Source organism: Pseudomonas sp. S04 (assembly GCF_009834545.1).
In the GTDB taxonomy this organism is placed as follows: domain Bacteria; phylum Pseudomonadota; class Gammaproteobacteria; order Pseudomonadales; family Pseudomonadaceae; genus Aquipseudomonas.
The window spans coordinates 1,680,631-1,697,264 of record NZ_CP019427.1 but is presented as its reverse complement, the minus strand read 5'-3'; the positions used below and the strand labels follow the sequence as shown (position 1 = coordinate 1,697,264).

Sequence of the window (16,634 nt, the reverse complement as noted above, 5' to 3'; positions counted from 1 at the left end):
CCATACAGCGGGAAAAAGGGGGAAAAAGGGGACCGGGAAAAAGGGGAAAAAGGGGACGGGGAAAAAGGGGACCGGGAAAAAGGGGACAGATTTATTTACATGGATTTATTTACATGCGCAGCAGCGTCGCCACCAGCAGAATGGTCGGGAACACCGCAAAATCCAGCGGCCGCAACGCGTACACACAGACCAGCAGCACCACGATCGACAGGGCAATGTTGAAGGTAAAGAACACGTCGAGCAGGAACGGCGGGATCGGCAACATCATCATTGCCAACATGACCAGCAGCAACAGCGGCACGCCCAGATTGCCTCGACTGAGGTCTGCCATGTTGCTGCGGGCATTGTTGATAAATTGAGAGCGATCCACCGGTATTCCCCGTTCCTTTGAAGCAAACTTTTGACGCCAGAAGCGGGCGCAGGGCGGCTACTGCAAGAAGCCTTCCAACTTTTGCCTGGAGGGGAATTGAGGGTGTGGCGGCTGGTTGTAAGGCTTGTGGAGACCCCTGTGGGAGCGGGCTTGCCCGCGATGACGTCGGCACAGCAACCATTGATGTTGGCCAACCCACCGCTTTCGCGGGCAAGCCCGCTCCCACAGGGTTTGCGGTGCTTAGACTCGTACCTGACCGAGCCGTACAGACTGCCGAACCTAGCAGTTCTGCTAGTACCTGCCTGCGATGTTTGCGCAGATACTCAAGCGCTCAATCCGAGTTAACTGGAGCGCCTGCCATGGGGACTCAACAACTTGTAATACTTTGCAGCTATGGGTACGACCCACTGGATCGCCTGATCAGCCAGCTTCAACCGGACGCACCCGCTCACCAGCGTTTTTACTGCAAAAGCCGCTTGGCCACCGAAATACAGGGGGCGATTGGATTCAGTGTCTTTCAGAATAACGACCTCCTGCTGGCGCAACACAAGAACCAGGGCGGCGCCGTTGAAAGCACATTGCTGGCGACTGACCAGCAGCGCTCGGTGCTGCACACCTTCACAGCCGATCAACAGCAACACCCCATCGCCTACTCGCCTTACGGCCATCGCCAGGCCGAAAGTGGATTGACGAGTCTTCTGGGCTTTAACGGCGAACGTCCGGACCCGGTAACAGGGCATTATTTGCTGGGGAATGGATATCGGGCGTTTAATCCGGTGTTGATGCGGTTTAATAGCCCGGATAGTTTTAGCCCATTTGGAAAAGGAGGGTTGAATTGCTATACATATTGCAGTGGCGACTCGATGAACCGGGCCGATACAACGGGGCACAACTGGTATAAAGCAGTCATTACACATTTCAAAGCAAACCTGCCCGAAGAGCTTTTCGGCCCCATGGTTAAGGCCCTGCAGAATTCAAAGGCCTTCCTACAAGGCACTGTAGGTGTCGAACAACTTGCTACAAGTCTGAAGAATACAAACGAACAGATCTTATTTAATAACACCATTGCACATCAATACAATAAAATCCATAGAAACCTTGCAGCCATCAAGGCAGCAGTCGCTGCGCCGAACTCACCCCAAAGGAATGATGCAATACTCCGAGCCAAAAGCAAGATTGAACAAGCCGTGAGAATCAGCAACGAACTCGATAAATATGTTCCCAACACTCGAGTACACCAGTATAAAATGAGCATAGTGCACACAGCCGAGCAGAAGCTGGCCTCACGGTTAAATACCCCCAACTCCTACCCTTATTCGCCCGATCCTGTTTTGGACTCTGATCGCGTGCGCTCTGCCTAGTGCGCCGCAGATCTCTGGGCAGAAAAGGGGACGGAAAAAGGGAAAAGGGGGGAAAAGGGGACGAAGGGAAAAGGGGACAGATTTATTTACAACATGACGGAAGCAAAATTACTCGCCCCCACTAAGCTTTCCTCATCACTACAAGGACGTAGGAGGATGCATGCCCAGAATAGGACGCGTAGTACTGCCCAACCACCCCCACCATGTCGTACAACGTGGCCACAATCGGCAGGTTGTTTTCGCTGAAACAGCCGATTTTGAACACTACCTCTCAGACCTGCGCGAACTGAAAGAGGCCTTCGATGTAAGCGTGTATGCCTATTGTTTGATGACCAACCACGTCCATCTTTTGCTTGCACCTGGCGACACCGCATCAGGCCTTGGGCAACTAATGAAAGCCCTTGCAGCTCGCATGACCCGCTATCGAAATAAGCTGGAAGGGCGCTCAGGCACGTTATGGGAGAGCCGTTACAAATCCAGTGTTGTTCAATCTGACGCCTATCTTCTTGCGTGCAGCCGGTACATTGAGCTGAATCCCGTGAGAGCTCATATCGTGTCACGCGCAGAGGACTATCCATGGTCTAGCTACCGACTTCGTCTACAAGAACCAGCTGAACGCAATTGGCTGGATATTGACCCATGCTTTGAAGCATTGGGCACTACTGAACTCATTCGCCGAAACAGCTATAAAGAATTTGTAGCCCAAGTCACTCCGAGTGGAGAACTGGAGCTCATAAGAGGCGCTCTTCAACGTGGACAGTTGACGGGGACCTCCTGCTTTGTAGAGGAAATAGAACGCATCACAGGGCTTCGTATAATAGGTCGCGGGCAAGGTAGGCCCGCAAAAAAGCGCAATACGAATGACTCAGACGGTCGATAACCCGCTTCCCTTTTGATCAAAAAATAAATCTGTCCCCTTTTTCCTCTTTTTCCTAAAAATAAATCTGTCCCCTTTTTCTCTTAAAAATAAATCTGTCCCCTTTTTCTCTTTTTCTCCAGTCCCCTTTTTCTCCTTTTTCTCTGTACAGGCTGCCGGACCTAGCAGTTCTGCTAGTACCCACCCTCGACATTTGCGCAGATACTCAAGCTCCCAGCACTTGCAAATCCGGTGTATGCAGATGGCTTCCCCTCCCACAACCCTGCTCTGCCAATATCGCTACGACCCACTGGATCGACTGATCCACCAAACACAGCCTGATACGCCCGTGCATGAACGCTTTTACTGCAAAAGCCGCTTGGCGACTGAAATTCAAGGTGCGACAAAGTATTCAATTGTTCAGCACGACGACTTACTACTGGCCCAGCAACAACGGGATGGCGATGCACTGGACACCGCTCTGCTGTCCACGGACCTGCAACGTTCAGTACTGCATACCCTCAAGAAAGATCATCCGCGACACCCAATCGCGTACTCGCCTTACGGGCATCGACCGGCATTGAGTGGCTTGCTCAGCCTGCTGGGTTTCAACGGCCAACAGCCGGACCCGGTGACTGGGCATTATTTATTGGGGAATGGGTATCGGGCGTTTAACCCTGTGTTGATGAGGTTTAATAGCCCGGATAGTTGGAGTCCATTTGGAAAAGGGGGATTGAATGCTTATGCCTATTGTATGGGCGATCCAATTAACTTCCATGACCCTAGTGGACACATGCGCACACAGTCTACTCTTCGCCTTGCAGGGCGCAGACCACGTGGACCCACCTTCAAGAGCGGACCCGAAAAAATATTCACTCATATCACCGAAGAATCATTTGTAGAAACGTTAACAACCAACAACCGCATGCTGAACGGAGAATGGACAGAATCAACCTCGATGAAAGTCGGCGCTAAAAATCACGAAGGAATAAAGCTCGTGAGCTATGACGGAAAAATCATAAGCAAACAAGAAATAAAGCTCGGACAAGATACCCCTTTGGCATACACAAAACACAATGCCAGCCTCCAAGAACTAAGCTACGCCCAAGTAGCACCCGAACAACTAAATCAACTCCCTCCAAAACTTTACAACTCGATAGACATCGACGTCGATAAAATTAATATGTATAACGCCTCTTCGAAAATGACCCCCGAACTAATGGAACGCCATAAAATGTCGCGCGGCGATGCCGGTATGATAAGCCAAAGAATTGTAGGATACAACGCAGTAGCAGGGACAATCAGAGGCGTTCATCCATACAAAGCCAGCCAATTAATCAGGGAGCGTCGCTATTAATTGATTAAGCCCCCCTCCTATCACCACACCAAAATCAAGAATCCCGCCGCAACTCCGGCGGAATCGGCACATCATCCGTGAACGGCTCCGGCCGCTTGCCCTTACCCGCCCGAAACTGGCGGATCTGGTAGACGTAGGCCAGCACCTGGGCCACTGCCAGGTACAGCCCGCCCGGAATTTCCTGATCCATCTCGGTGGAGTAGTAGATCGACCGCGCCAACGCCGGTGACTCCAGCAGCAACACATTGTTGCTCACGGCGATTTCGCGGATTTTCAGGGCCAGGAAGTCGCTGCCCTTGGCGACGAGCATTGGCGCGCCGCCTTTGTCCGGATCGTACTTGAGCGCCACCGCATAGTGGGTCGGGTTGGTGATGACCACGTCGGCGTCGGGAATGGCCGCCATCATCCGCCGCTGGGACATGTCGTGCTGCAACTGGCGGATGCGCTGCTTGACCTCGGGGCGGCCTTCCTGGTCCTTGTGCTCGTCGCGGATCTCCTGCTTGGTCATCAGCAACTTCTTGTGGCTCTGGTACAACTGCACCGGCACGTCGACGGCGGCAATCAGGATTAGCCCGCAAGCCATCCACAGTGTGCTCCAGCCCACCAGCTGCACGCTGTGGATAATCGCCTGCTCCAGCGGTTCATGGGCGATGCGCAGCAGGTCGTCGATGTCTGACTTCAACACCGTCAACGCAACGAACAGGATCAACAGGAACTTGGCCAGCGCCTTGAGCAGCTCGATCACCGCGGTCGAGGAGAACATGCGCTTGAGGCCATTGGCCGGGTTCATCCGGCTGAATTTGGGTGCCAGGCTACTGCCGGCAAACAACCAACCACCCAGGGAAATCGGGCCGATCAGCGCGGCCAGGAGCAAGGTGATCAACACCGGTTGCACGGCGATGATCGCAATCTTGCCCGAGTGCAACAGGTACTGGCCCATGGCACCGGGGCTGAGCAGTACCTCGCGGGGCAAGCTGAAGTTGAGCCGCATGATGTCCAGCAGATCCAGGGCCAGGCCACCGCCATAGACCAGCAAGCCGCCGGCCCCGGCGAGCATCACCGCCAGGGTGTTGAGCTCCTTGGAGCGGGCGATTTCACCCTTCTCGCGGGCGTCCTTTTTCTTTTTGTCCGTGGGCTCTTCGGTCTTGTCCTGGCCACTCTCGCTTTCGGCCATGGCTTAGCGCGCCTGAGCCATATCGCGCAGCAACTGCAAAGCCTCGGTGGCCAGCGGTTGATACTGATTGAGAATGTCACCCAGGCTGATCCAGAAGATCACCAGGCCCAGCACCAGGGTCAGCGGAAAGCCGATGGAGAAAATGTTCAGTTGCGGCGCCGCGCGGGTCATGATGCCGAAGGCAATGTTGACCACCAGCAGTGCGGTGATCGCCGGCAGCACCAGCAGCATGGCCGCACCCAGCACCCAGCCGAGCTTGTTGGCGATATCCCAGAAGTGATTGACCAACATGGCGCTGCCCACCGGCAAGGTGGTGAAGCTCTCGGTGAGCACTTCGAACACCACCAGGTGGCCGTTCATCCCGAGAAACAACAGGGTCACCAGCATGGTCAGGAACTGCCCGATCACCGCCGCCGACACGCCATTGGTGGGGTCGACCATGGAGGCGAAACCCATGCCCATCTGGATCGAGACAATCTGCCCGGCAATCACGAAGGCCTGGAAAAACAGCTGCAGAGAGAAACCCAACAACCCGCCAATCAGGATCTGCTCGGCAATCAGCAGCAGGCCGCTCAAGTCCAGCGCGTTGACCGTGGGCATCGGCGGCAGGCTGGGGGTGATCACCACGGTGATCGCCAGGGCGAAGTACAGGCGAATGCGCTTGGACACCAGGGTGGTGCCGATGATCGGCATGGTCATCAGCAGTGCCGTCACCCGGAACAGCGGCAGCATGAAGCTGGCCACCCAGGTACTGATCTGCGCGTCGGTCAGCGCCAGCAGCGACATGGCCTAGCCGATCAACTGCGGAATACTGCCGTACAGGCGCAGGATGTATTCCATGAAGGTCTGCACCAGCCACGGGCCGGCAACGATCAGCGTGACCAGCATCACCAAAAGGCGCGGCAGGAAGCTGAGGGTCTGTTCGTTGATCTGGGTCGCCGCCTGGAACATCGCCACCAACAGGCCGACCAACAGGCTCGGCACCACCAGCACCGCGACCATCACGGTGGTCAGCCAGAGCGCTTCACGGAACAGGTCTACCGCTACTTCAGGCGTCATATCGGGCCACTCGCTCGCACCAGGCTAAACACCGCCGAAACTGCCGGCCAGGGTGCCGATGATCAGCGCCCAGCCGTCCACCAGCACAAACAGCATGATCTTGAACGGCAGCGAAATGATCAGCGGCGAGAGCATCATCATGCCCATCGCCATCAGCACACTCGCCACCACCAGGTCGATGATCAGGAACGGGATGAAGATCATGAAACCAATCTGGAACGCGGTCTTGAGCTCCGAGGTGACGAAGGCCGGCACCAGGATGGTCAAAGGGGCCTGATCCGGCGACGCGATGTCAGTGCGCTTGGACAGGCGCATGAACAGCTCCAGATCACTGCTGCGAGTCTGGGCCAGCATGAAGTCCTTGATCGGCACCTGGGCCTTGGCCACCGCATCCTGGGCGGTCATTTTTTCCGCGAGATACGGCTGCAAGGCGTCCTGGTTCACCCGGTCGAACACCGGCGCCATGATGAACAGGGTCAGGAACAGCGCCATGCCGGTGAGGATCTGGTTCGACGGCGTCTGCTGCAGGCCCAGGGCTTGGCGCAGAATCGAGAAGACAATGATGATCCGGGTGAAGCTGGTCATCAGCATGACGAACGCCGGGATGAAACTCAGCGCGGTCATGATCAGCAGGATCTGCAGGCTGACCGAATATTCCTGGGCGCCATCGGCATTGGTGCCCAAGGTGATCGCCGGGATCGACAGCGGGTCGGCGGCCAGCGCCAGGGGCGCCGCCAGCAGCAGGAGCAGCGTCAGGAGGAAACGCAACGGCATTACTTCTTATCCTTGTCTTTACCCAGCAACTCCATCAGGCGCTGGGCAAACTCGGGGGTAGCCTGCTCGGTGCCGGGCACCTGCACCGGCTCTTTGAGGACATGCAGCGCGCTGATGGTGCCCGGCGTCAGGCCCAGCAGAATCTGCTCGTTGCCGACCTGCACCAGGACCAGCCGGTCCCGCGGGCCGAGGGCACGCGAGCCGATCAACTCGATCACCTGGCCTTTGCCCGCAGGCCCTGCCTGCTGCACCCGGCGCAACAGCCAGGCGAGGAAAAAGATCAGGCCCAGCACCAGCAGCAGGCCCAGCACCAGTTGCGTCAACTGCCCGGCCACCCCGCTACCGACCGCCGGCGCAGCGACTGCTGCCACCGGCTCGGCTGCCATCACGCTGCCAGGCAAGGCCAGCAACCCACCGAGGAACCTGTTCACTTAGCGCAGCTTCTTGATGCGTTCGCTTGGGCTGATCACGTCCGTCAGGCGGATGCCGAACTTCTCGTTGACCACCACCACTTCGCCATGGGCGATCAGCGTGCCGTTGACCAGCACGTCGAGGGGCTCACCCGCCAGGCGATCGAGCTCGATCACCGACCCCTGGTTGAGCTGCAACAGGTTGCGGATGTTGATGTCGGTACTGCCGACTTCCATCGAGATCGACACCGGGATGTCGAGGATCACGTCCAGGTTCGGACCGTCCAGCGTCACCGGGCCATTGTTTTTCGGCACGCTGCCGAACTCTTCCATCGGCAGACGGTTGGACGGCGAGCTGGCCGCATCGGCCGCCAGCAGGGCATCGATATCGTCCTGTCCGACATCACCGGATTCTTCCAGCGCGGCAGCCCATTCATCAGCCAGGGCCTGGTCGTCCTGGGCATTCATATCGTTAACCATCATTTGTCCTCGGCGGGCAGCAAGCATTTAAAAACGGGTGGAGAGCAACACCGCTCAGCGGCGCTCGATGGGTTCGATCACTTGCAACGCCAGGTTGCCCTTGTGGGACCCCATCTTGACCTTGAAAGCCGGCACGCCGTTGGCGCGCATGATCATGTCTTCAGGCATGTCCACCGGGATCACGTCGCCCGGCTGCATGTGCAGGATGTCGCGCAGGCGAAGTTGGCGGCGGGCGACGGTGGCACTCAAGGGCACATCGACGTCCATCACGTCCTGGCGCAGGGCGTTGACCCAACGCTCGTCCTGGTCGTCGAGGTCGGACTGGAAACCGGCATCGAGCATTTCCCGCACCGGCTCGATCATCGAGTACGGCATGGTCACGTGCAGGTCGCCGCCGCCACCGTCGAGTTCGATGTGGAAAGTGGACACCACCACCGCCTCACTGGGGCCAACGATGTTGGCCATGGCCGGGTTCACTTCCGAGTTGATGTACTCGAAATTGACTTCCATGATCGCCTGCCAGGCTTCCTTCAAGTCAGTGAAGGCCTGCTCCAGCACCATGCGCACCACGCGCAATTCGGTAGGGGTGAATTCACGCCCTTCGATCTTGGCGTGACGTCCGTCGCCGCCGAAGAAGTTATCCACCAGCTTGAACACCAGCTTGGCGTCGAGAATGAACAGGGCGGTGCCGCGCAGGGGTTTGATCTTGACCAGATTGAGGCTGGTAGGCACGTACAGCGAATGCACGTACTCGCCGAACTTCATCACCTGCACCCCGCCCACGGCCACATCGGCCGAACGCCTAAGCATGTTGAACATGCTGATGCGGGTGTAGCGGGCGAAACGCTCGTTGATCATTTCCAGGGTCGGCATGCGCCCCCGGACAATCCGGTCCTGACTGGTCAGGTCATAGCTTTTGACGCTGCCCGGTTCGGCAGCGGTGTCGGTCTGTACCAGACCATCGTCGACGCCATGCAGCAGCGCATCGATCTCATCCTGGGACAGCAGGTCCTGCACGGCCATGTCGTGTTCCTACTGCAGTACGAAATTAGTAAAGAGCAACTGCTCGACTACAACTTTGCCGACTTCTTTCTGCGCTACTTCCTGCACGCTGGCAGTGGCTTTCTGGCGCAGCATTTCCTGGCCGACCGGGGTGGCCAGGTTGTCGAAAGTCTGCCCGGAGAACAGCATCACCAGATTGTTGCGGATCACCGGCATGTGCACTTTCAAAGCGTCCAGATCGGCCTGGTTGCGGGCCTGCAGGGTAATGCTCACCTGCATGTAGCGCTGGCGGCCGTTCTGGTTGTAATTGGCGATAAAGGCCGGGGCCATGGCTTCGTAGATGGCCGCAGGCTTGGCATTGCCAGCCGCATCGGCCGCAGGCTCAGGCTTGCTCTGGGCACTGTGCATGAAGTACCAGGTCGCACCCACGGACAAGCCAATCGCCAGCAACAAGGCCGCGGCAATCACCAGGATCAGCTTGAGTTTGCCTTTGCCGGCGGGATCTTTTACTGCTGCGTCGCTCTTCGCCATGCCAATAATCCGTCACTATTCGGGTTTTCACAGTCGCACGGCAAGGCAAGAGCAAGTGTTATGCCAGAAGTGTCGGGGTACCCCGGTTTGCATAGATCCCGTGGGAGCGAGCGCCCGCTTGCGGCTTGCTCGCGATGACAGCGCTCCCACAGGGGAAATTCATACACCAGGAAAAAACCAGGCCGAGCGTTAGCTCGCCTGCAGCTCGTGATCTTGAGGTGGCGCAGATCGCCATCGCGTTCAATCAGGCGTAATAGTCGACCACGCTCGAACCAATCACGCGGGTAGCGCTGGCGGTGACTTCGGCGATCCCGGCCGGCGACTCATCCGCCATCGGTTCCAGGCGGCTGCCAGTGGCCGAGGTGCGGGCGCCCTGCCCCTGCTGCGCCTGCTCCTGGGAGCCACGGGACTGGTCGGAGACATTGACGTCGACCTGCCCCATACCCTGCTGCGCGAACATCTCGCGCAGGCGGTGCATCTGCCCGTCCAGCGCTTCGCGCACACCAACGTGGGCGCTCATGAAGGTGACCTGGGTCTGCTGGTCGGGAATCATGTTGACGCGGATATCCAGGCGTCCCAGCTCAGCCGGCTGCAACTGAATGTCCGCCGCCTTGAGGTTGGCGCTCGACAGGTACATGACCCGGTTGACCACCTCTTCGGTCCAGCCACTCTGGTGCATGGCGATCGGCTGATTGACCGGCAGCGCATTGGCGGTTTTTGCCGTGGCAGCCTGGGTCAGCGCGGCCAGGCGGTCGGCAAAACCTTCAACGCGGGTGTCGCTGCTGGCAGCCTTGAGGTCCTTGAGGCCTTCGTCGATCAAGCCACTGAAGGCCTTCTCGCCGCCCTCACCGGCACCGTCCTGCTCCGCTTGCAGGCCGAGCATGCTGGCCATGCCCGCGGCGAAGGTCTGCGTCGTGTTCGGTTCGCCGTCGACCTGGGCGGCCGCTGGCGGAGTCTTGGCTTGAGCCTGACTGGAGGCGGACAGATGGCCACTTTGCTCCATCGCCAGGCGCACCGCCGGCAAGCCATCCAGCGGATCGGCCTCAGGATCGAACGCCGGATCGCTGATCGCCTGCGTGGTGGCCAGCAGCGCCGCCTCAATGGCCGGATCCACGCTGGCGGGTGTCTCGACCACGGTAACCGGGGCCGGCTGGGTCGCTGCCTGAGCCTGCGCCGGATCTACCGTGACGTCTTCAGCCACTGCGCCAGGCTCGGTGTCGGTTACCTCTTCAGGCGCCACTTTTTCGGCGGGCAAGGTTTTGCCGCTAGCGGCAACCGCTGGAGCCGAGGCGGCAGGTTTGTCCGCACGGACCGGGTGGTCCGGGGTTTTGTCACGCAACGGCTTGGCCCCCATATCGGCCGCTGCCAAGGACTTGCCTGCACCCTGGCCAGCAAACACCCGGGCGAAGCCGGACGCCTTGTCCACAGGCGCCGCCGGGGTATTGGCCGACGCGGACTGAGTCTTGGCCTGCGCGCCAGCCTGAAGCAGGATGTTGGGGGAAAGGGGCATAGCGGTCTCCGCTGCACTGGAATCGTCGATACAGTTGAGCAAGAGACTGCAAGGGTCGAGCCAGATTGCCCGAGAGAAGGCTAACAGCTGCGATTGGAAGATTCAGACGCCAGCGAGCGCTGCCGTTCGGCTTCGTACAAGGGGCGCACCAAGGCAAATTCGCCATCGATTTCACCCACCAGCTTGGCCAGGCCCTTGGGGGCTTTTTCCTTGGCGCGCTGTTCCAGCTCGTGGCACAGCCTGGCCAGGCGAAACGCACCCATGTTGCTGCTGCTGCCCTTGAAACTATGGGCCGCGCTGATCAGCTGCGCCGCATCGTGCGCCTCGCGCAGGATTTGCAGACGCTCTTCGGAATCCGCCAGGAAGGTGTCCAGCAACACCGGGTAATCCCCTTCCATGACTTCCTGCAACGCACTGAGTACGTCGCGATCCAGATGTGTATCGGTCACTTGTTCGCTCCTTGATCAAGAATGCACGGGATTATGCCAGAGCCTCCCAGGAAAACTCCACGCGCGCCCGTCGGCCATCGTCGGACCAACTGGCATTACGGCTCAATTGACGGATCAGGCTGACACCGCGACCCGATAAACGCCCGATGTCCAGCGGCCGATCCATCACACGCTGCACATCAAAGCCATGCCCACTGTCTTCCACTTCAATCACCAGGCAACCGCCCGTGCCTTGCGGCGCGACCTGCACGTGCACCCGCAGGTAGCCCTCCTCCAATTGCTCCAGGCGGGCGTTGCGCAACTGATAGTAGCGCGCAAATCCGCGGACATCGCGCTTGAGGCTCGAATCCAGGCCCAGCACGCCATGCTCCAGGGCATTGGAGTACAACTCGGCCAGCACACTATGCAGCGCCGCGCTTTGCGCCCGCAGGCCATGCACCTCCAGCAACAACTGCAGCAGATAGGGCAGCGGGTCGAAGCGCTTGAGCGACTCGGCGCGAAATTCGAAGCTCAACGACCAGTCCAGCGGGCTCGACTGGCCACTGTCGGAATAGACCAGGGCTGGCGGGGTGAGCTGGGCCGGCTCCACCAGACTGATTTCCAGCAGGCTCACGTCATCCCGGGCCTGACCGCCAAAATCGCGCAGCGCTTGTTCGATCTCCTCGAACAACTGCTCGGGCTCAAGGTTATCGGCAAACACCTGCAACAAACGCTCGACGCCAAACAACTGCTCGGCACTGTCGCAGGTATCGATCACCCCATCCGTCAACAGCATTACCCGGTCGCCCAGGGCCATCGGGAACACTTCCGTGCGGTCGTCGAACGCCTGGGCAGTCAACACGCCCAGCGGCAAATGCCGTGACTTCAGCGGCCGGCGCTCGCCACTGGCGATGTCATGCAGGTAGCCGTCGGGCATCCCGCCGTTCCAGACCTCGGCCGAACGGCGCTGGAAACTCAGGGACAGCAGGGTCGCGCAGCAAAACATGTCCACCGGCAGGATGCGCTTGAGCTTGGCATTCATCTCTCGCAGGATCTGCGCCAGGCCAAACCCCTTGGCCGTCATCCCGTAGAACACCTCGGCCAGGGGCATGGCGCCCACGGCCGCCGGCAAGCCGTGACCGGTGAAGTCACCGAGCAGCACATGCATGTCGCCAGCCGGAGTGAACGCCGCCAGCAGCAGATCGCCGTTGAACAGCGCATAGGGCGATTGCCGGTAGCGGATGTTCGGCGCGCTCAGGCAGCCCGAGTGGGCGACCTTGTCGAACACCGCCTTGGCCACACGCTGCTCGTTAAGCAAGTACTGATGGTGGCGGACGATCTGGTCGCGCTGCTCCAGCACCGTTGCCTGCAAACGCCGCAGGCGATCCATGGCCTTGATCTTGGCCGCCAGCACCACCTGGTTATACGGCTTGGCCAGAAAGTCATCACCGCCCGCCTCCAGGCAGCGGGCCAGGCCTTCGTCCTCGCTCAGGGACGTGAGGAAGATGATCGGTACCAGGGTTTCCCCGGCCAACTGCTTGATCTGTCGCGCCGCGTCAAAGCCGTCCATCACCGGCATCAGAGCGTCCATCAACACCAGGTGCGGGCATGCCTGACGGTACAGCTCCACCGCTTCGGCGCCGTTCGCCGCCAGCAGCACCGCGTGGCCCTGGCGCCGGACGATCCCCGAGAGCAGCAGGCGATCAGCCGCACTGTCTTCGGCGATCAGCACCGTCAGGGGCTCGAACGACGGGATCAGGTCGCTCAACTGATGTCGAACAGCTTGTCGAAATTGGAGATGGCGAGGATTTTTCGCACGTCGGAACTGCTGTTGACCAGCCGCACATCGGACTCGTCGCCGCCGGCATGATCGCGCAGCAACAGCAGCATGCCCAACGCCGAACTGTCGAGGTAGGTGGCCTCCTTGAGATCGACCACCACCGAGTTGGGCCGCTGATTGTCGATCTGCTCGAAGGAATCGCGAAATGCCTGGTGCTTGGCAAAGTCGAAGCGACCCTTGATCGAGATCGTCAGCTTTTGCCCATCCGCTGAGACTTGCGTATTGACTGACATGCTAGAGCTTCCTTGTCTTTGGCAATCGTGTACAAGGTTTAGCACCTGTACAGGGCATCAGCAAGGCAGCCCATCGGCCTAATTCCAGCCGGCTCAGAACGCCAATCCGTGCGAGCTTGCGATGGACGTGAACAATCACGCGTGAATCCGATGAACACGCGGTGCCGTCAAGTTCATCGCGAGCAGTCCGCAAGCGGGCGCTCGCTCCCACAAGGGGGGGATTCGCACGCCAGTAAAGCAGGCCGGCCGGTAGGCCGCCTCGCCCGCTTTTACCACTCAGGCCGACTGTCAGGTCGCCGTGCTCTTGCTCTTGATCTTGATCCACCTGCCCCTTCGGCAGGCTGAGCGAAGGTGTCCATCAGGGGGAAGGCGCGTAGCGCCGTGCGGCGAAGCCGCATGCATCGAGAGGAGGTGCAGCGAAGCAAACCGTAGGCGATGCCCCCTGATGGATACCGTAGCGAAGGGACCCCGAGCCTAAGCGAGGGGCCGAACGCAGGGGCAAAGCGTTTTGCTTCCTTTTGGGCGTCTGCAAAAGGGAGTCGCCGTAAGGGCGAAACCATAAGCCGCCGCTACCGCAGCAACGGATATGCCCACAAAGCCAAGATCAAAAGATCACAGCCTGCAGCCGCTCCCATTCGCCCATCGGCCCACCCCCCTCAACGATACGGACTCTCCCGGGGCAGGCGCTGGGACAACTCATCGAGCAGCTTCTGCTCACGCTTGTCTTCCAGTTGCCGGGCCTCGTCAATGTAGCGCTGCACCAGCTTGCGCAAGCCTTCGACCCGGGCGTAGGCCTGTTGCCAGCCGTCGCGCGCCTGGTTGAGGTTGTTCTGATGCCAGGCCAGGCTTTGCCGCTGCTGGTCGATGGCCGTGCCCAGTTGCGCGAGGAAGCCCTGGTAACCCAGCAGCCATTGCCCGGACACCCCTTCGCGGCCGCGCTCGACCCAGCGTTCCAGGTATTCGAGGCGAAATCCATCGAGGTCAGCCAGCTTGTTTTCGGCGAGCCGCACCTGGCCCTGGAAGTAGCCCAGGCGCTGGGCGGCGGTCTTCTCGGCTTTTTCGGCCATGTCGACCACCGGCGCCAGGCGCGCTGCTCGGCTCTGGGCCATGGCCGCTTAGCCTCCGGCTGCCGGAGCGAAGATGGTTTCCAGGTGGGCGTGGCTTTCGCCCAGGCTGATGTTGTCGTTGAGACCCTGGCGCAGGTAGCTGACCATGGTCGGCTGCAGGGCAATGGCCGTGTCGGTCTCGCGATCGCCCCCGGCCACATAGGCGCCGACGCTGATCAGGTCGCGACTCTGTTGATAACGCGACCAGAGCTGCTTGAAGTATTGGGCGCGGCGCATGTGCTCGGGCGAAACCACCGAGGGCATGACCCGGCTGATGGACGCTTCGATGTCGATGGCCGGGTAGTGCCCCTCCTCGGCCAGGCGCCGGGACAACACGATGTGGCCGTCGAGCACACCCCGCGCCGAGTCGGCGATCGGGTCCTGCTGGTCGTCGCCTTCCGACAGTACTGTATAGAACGCCGTGATCGAACCGCCGCCGGCCTCGGCATTGCCCGCGCGCTCCACCAGTTTCGGCAACTTGGCGAATACCGAGGGTGGATAGCCCTTGGTCGCTGGCGGCTCGCCGATGGCCAGGGCGATTTCCCGCTGGGCCTGGGCAAAACGGGTCAGAGAGTCCATCAGCAACAAGACATTCTTGCCCTTGTCGCGAAAATATTCGGCGATGCGCGTGCAGTACATTGCCGCACGCATACGCATCAGCGGCGCATCGTCGGCCGGCGACGCCACCACCACCGAGCGCTTGAGGCCCTCTTCGCCGAGGATGTGCTCGATGAACTCCTTGACCTCCCGACCCCGCTCCCCGATCAGCCCGACCACGATGATGTCGGCTTCGGTGAAGCGGGTCATCATGCCCAGCAGCACACTCTTACCCACCCCGGTCCCGGCGAACAGACCCAGGCGCTGACCGCGGCCGACCGTGAGCAAGCCATTGATCGAACGAATGCCGACGTCCAGCGGCACGCTGATGGGGTCGCGGTTGAGCGGGTTGATGGTCGGGCCGTCCATCGGCACCCAGTCTTCGGCCTTCATCCCGCCCTTGCCGTCCAGCGCCCGACCGGCACCGTCGAGCACCCGCCCGAGCATGCTCATGCCCATCGGCAGGCGGCCATTGTCCGCCAGCGGCACGACCCGCGCGCCCGGAGCGATCCCGGCGACGCTGCCCACCGGCATCAGGAATACTTTGTTGCCGGAAAACCCCATGACCTCGGCTTCGACTTCGACCGGATGGTAGCTGTCGTCGTTGATCACCCGACAGCGGCTGCCCATGGCTGCGCGCAAGCCTTCGGCCTCGAGCGTCAGGCCGACCATGCGCAACAGGCGCCCTTCGAGGACCGGCTGGCCCGGCAACTCCACCGCAGCGGCGTAGCTGCCCAGACGCTTGGCAAAGCTAGTGCGATCAAGGCGCATCAGGGCTGACCGGCGGCGCAACGACAGACAGGTCCAGTTGTAAATCCGCTGGCGCCGGGTGCAGCGCCTGCTCGTGCAACTGGTCGAGCAACTGGGCCGTGGCCTGGGCGATGCGGGTTTCCACCGTCGCGTCGATCCGGCTGTGTTCGGTCTCGACCCGGCAACCACCGGGCAACAGCGCCTCGTCCTCGACGATGCGCCAGGTTTCCTCGTGGCGTTCGCGCAAGGCTTTGACCTGGGCAAAATCCTGGGGATTGACGTACAGGCGCACGTTTTCGACCCCCAGCGGCAGCAGCTTGATGGCTTCGCGCATGACGTGTTCCAGCTGGCTCGAGTCGATGGCCAGCTCGCGCTGGATCACCTGCCGGGTCACGTGCTGAACCAGCGCCACCAGGCTCTTTTCAATCTGTGTGTCCTGCTCGGCGATGGGCTCGAACAGGTTGACCATCAGCCGTTCCAGGCTGGCCAACTTGCCATTGAGGGCTACTTCGGCTTCCTGGCGAACCTTGAGCGTGGTGCTGTGAAAGCCTTCTTTTTCGCCGGTGGCAAACCCTTCGTTCCAGGCTTCCTGGCGAATGCTCTCGAGTTCTTCCAGGGTCAGTGGCTGGACTTCCTCCAGCGGCACTTCTTCCATTTCCGGCGGTTCTGGCTCGGGCTCAGGCTCGGGTTCCGGGACGTACGGGTCAAAACTGGGCAGCGCCCAGATGTCGAGTCCGCTGACATCACGCGCACGAATCAGGTCGCTGGGCGACTCATCACTCTTGGCAGCCATAGG

At 60.1% G+C, this 16,634-nt stretch carries 18 protein-coding genes and 1 pseudogene; 3 read left to right on the top strand and 16 right to left on the bottom strand.

From position 1 onward, the window contains the following. Nucleotides 1-112 precede the first annotated feature (112 nt). Nucleotides 113-370 (bottom strand): annotated as a pseudogene (locus PspS04_RS07440) (FHIPEP family type III secretion protein); the annotation flags it as partial. A 359-nt stretch (nt 371-729) separates the two neighbouring features. Here PspS04_RS07440 and PspS04_RS07435 point away from each other — a divergent pair. The 3 genes from PspS04_RS07435 (at nt 730) to PspS04_RS07425 (ending at nt 3,944) form a co-directional block, all read left to right on the top strand. Then, entirely contained in the window at nt 730-1,731 is a 1,002-nt protein-coding gene (locus PspS04_RS07435; protein WP_159994404.1) for an RHS repeat-associated core domain-containing protein, read from the top strand. A gap of 160 nt (nt 1,732-1,891) precedes the next feature. Continuing rightward, nucleotides 1,892-2,611 (top strand): transposase, encoded by a 720-nt coding sequence (locus PspS04_RS07430; protein ID WP_159994402.1) that lies wholly within the window; start codon nt 1,892-1,894, stop codon nt 2,609-2,611. A gap of 238 nt (nt 2,612-2,849) precedes the next feature. Further along, nucleotides 2,850-3,944: an RHS repeat-associated core domain-containing protein gene (locus tag PspS04_RS07425; protein ID WP_159994400.1), complete on the top strand. Its 1,095-nt coding sequence runs from the start codon at nt 2,850-2,852 to the stop codon at nt 3,942-3,944. Nucleotides 3,945-3,978: 34 nt separating this feature from the next. On the opposite strand, the gene flhB is transcribed toward PspS04_RS07425, so the two are convergent. The 15 genes from flhB to fliH all read right to left on the bottom strand — a co-directional run bounded on the left by flhB (nt 3,979) and on the right by fliH (nt 16,631). Further along, nucleotides 3,979-5,118, bottom strand: coding sequence for a flagellar biosynthesis protein FlhB (gene flhB / locus PspS04_RS07420; RefSeq protein WP_159994398.1), 1,140 nt, complete (start codon nt 5,116-5,118; stop codon nt 3,979-3,981). A 3-nt stretch (nt 5,119-5,121) separates the two neighbouring features. Next, nucleotides 5,122-5,904 (bottom strand): flagellar biosynthetic protein FliR, encoded by a 783-nt coding sequence (gene fliR / locus PspS04_RS07415; protein ID WP_095169974.1) that lies wholly within the window; start codon nt 5,902-5,904, stop codon nt 5,122-5,124. Nucleotides 5,905-5,907: 3 nt separating this feature from the next. After that, nucleotides 5,908-6,177, bottom strand: a complete 270-nt coding sequence (gene fliQ / locus PspS04_RS07410) for a flagellar biosynthesis protein FliQ (RefSeq protein WP_027621022.1) — start codon at nt 6,175-6,177, stop codon at nt 5,908-5,910. Nucleotides 6,178-6,201: 24 nt separating this feature from the next. Beyond that, on the bottom strand, nt 6,202-6,951 hold the full coding sequence (gene fliP / locus PspS04_RS07405) for a flagellar type III secretion system pore protein FliP (RefSeq protein ID WP_159994396.1): 750 nt from the start codon (nt 6,949-6,951) through the stop codon (nt 6,202-6,204). Then, entirely contained in the window at nt 6,951-7,337 is a 387-nt protein-coding gene (gene fliO, locus PspS04_RS07400) for a flagellar biosynthetic protein FliO (protein WP_095170025.1), read from the bottom strand. The genes fliP and fliO overlap by 1 nt, the downstream gene beginning before the upstream one ends. A gap of 45 nt (nt 7,338-7,382) precedes the next feature. Beyond that, nucleotides 7,383-7,841 (bottom strand): flagellar motor switch protein FliN, encoded by a 459-nt coding sequence (fliN, locus tag PspS04_RS07395; RefSeq protein WP_095169976.1) that lies wholly within the window; start codon nt 7,839-7,841, stop codon nt 7,383-7,385. 54 nt (nt 7,842-7,895) lie between these two features. Further along, on the bottom strand, nt 7,896-8,864 hold the full coding sequence (gene fliM / locus PspS04_RS07390; RefSeq protein WP_095169977.1) for a flagellar motor switch protein FliM: 969 nt from the start codon (nt 8,862-8,864) through the stop codon (nt 7,896-7,898). A 9-nt stretch (nt 8,865-8,873) separates the two neighbouring features. Continuing rightward, nucleotides 8,874-9,374, bottom strand: coding sequence for a flagellar basal body-associated protein FliL (gene fliL, locus PspS04_RS07385; protein ID WP_095169978.1), 501 nt, complete (start codon nt 9,372-9,374; stop codon nt 8,874-8,876). A 244-nt stretch (nt 9,375-9,618) separates the two neighbouring features. Beyond that, nucleotides 9,619-10,884, bottom strand: a complete 1,266-nt coding sequence (locus tag PspS04_RS07380) for a flagellar hook-length control protein FliK (RefSeq protein ID WP_159994394.1) — start codon at nt 10,882-10,884, stop codon at nt 9,619-9,621. An 80-nt stretch (nt 10,885-10,964) separates the two neighbouring features. Further along, nucleotides 10,965-11,333 (bottom strand): Hpt domain-containing protein, encoded by a 369-nt coding sequence (locus PspS04_RS07375; RefSeq protein ID WP_159994392.1) that lies wholly within the window; start codon nt 11,331-11,333, stop codon nt 10,965-10,967. 31 nt (nt 11,334-11,364) lie between these two features. Further along, nucleotides 11,365-13,068: an ATP-binding SpoIIE family protein phosphatase gene (locus PspS04_RS07370; RefSeq protein WP_159998748.1), complete on the bottom strand. Its 1,704-nt coding sequence runs from the start codon at nt 13,066-13,068 to the stop codon at nt 11,365-11,367. 8 nt (nt 13,069-13,076) lie between these two features. Then, complete coding sequence (locus tag PspS04_RS07365; protein WP_095169981.1) at nt 13,077-13,385, bottom strand: STAS domain-containing protein; 309 nt, start codon at nt 13,383-13,385, stop codon at nt 13,077-13,079. 656 nt (nt 13,386-14,041) lie between these two features. Further along, nucleotides 14,042-14,494, bottom strand: a complete 453-nt coding sequence (gene fliJ / locus PspS04_RS07360; protein WP_095169982.1) for a flagellar export protein FliJ — start codon at nt 14,492-14,494, stop codon at nt 14,042-14,044. A 6-nt stretch (nt 14,495-14,500) separates the two neighbouring features. Next, nucleotides 14,501-15,859: a flagellar protein export ATPase FliI gene (gene fliI, locus PspS04_RS07355; protein ID WP_095169983.1), complete on the bottom strand. Its 1,359-nt coding sequence runs from the start codon at nt 15,857-15,859 to the stop codon at nt 14,501-14,503. Continuing rightward, complete coding sequence (gene fliH / locus PspS04_RS07350; RefSeq protein WP_159994390.1) at nt 15,849-16,631, bottom strand: flagellar assembly protein FliH; 783 nt, start codon at nt 16,629-16,631, stop codon at nt 15,849-15,851. The genes fliI and fliH overlap by 11 nt, the downstream gene beginning before the upstream one ends. Nucleotides 16,632-16,634: the final 3 nt, after the last annotated feature.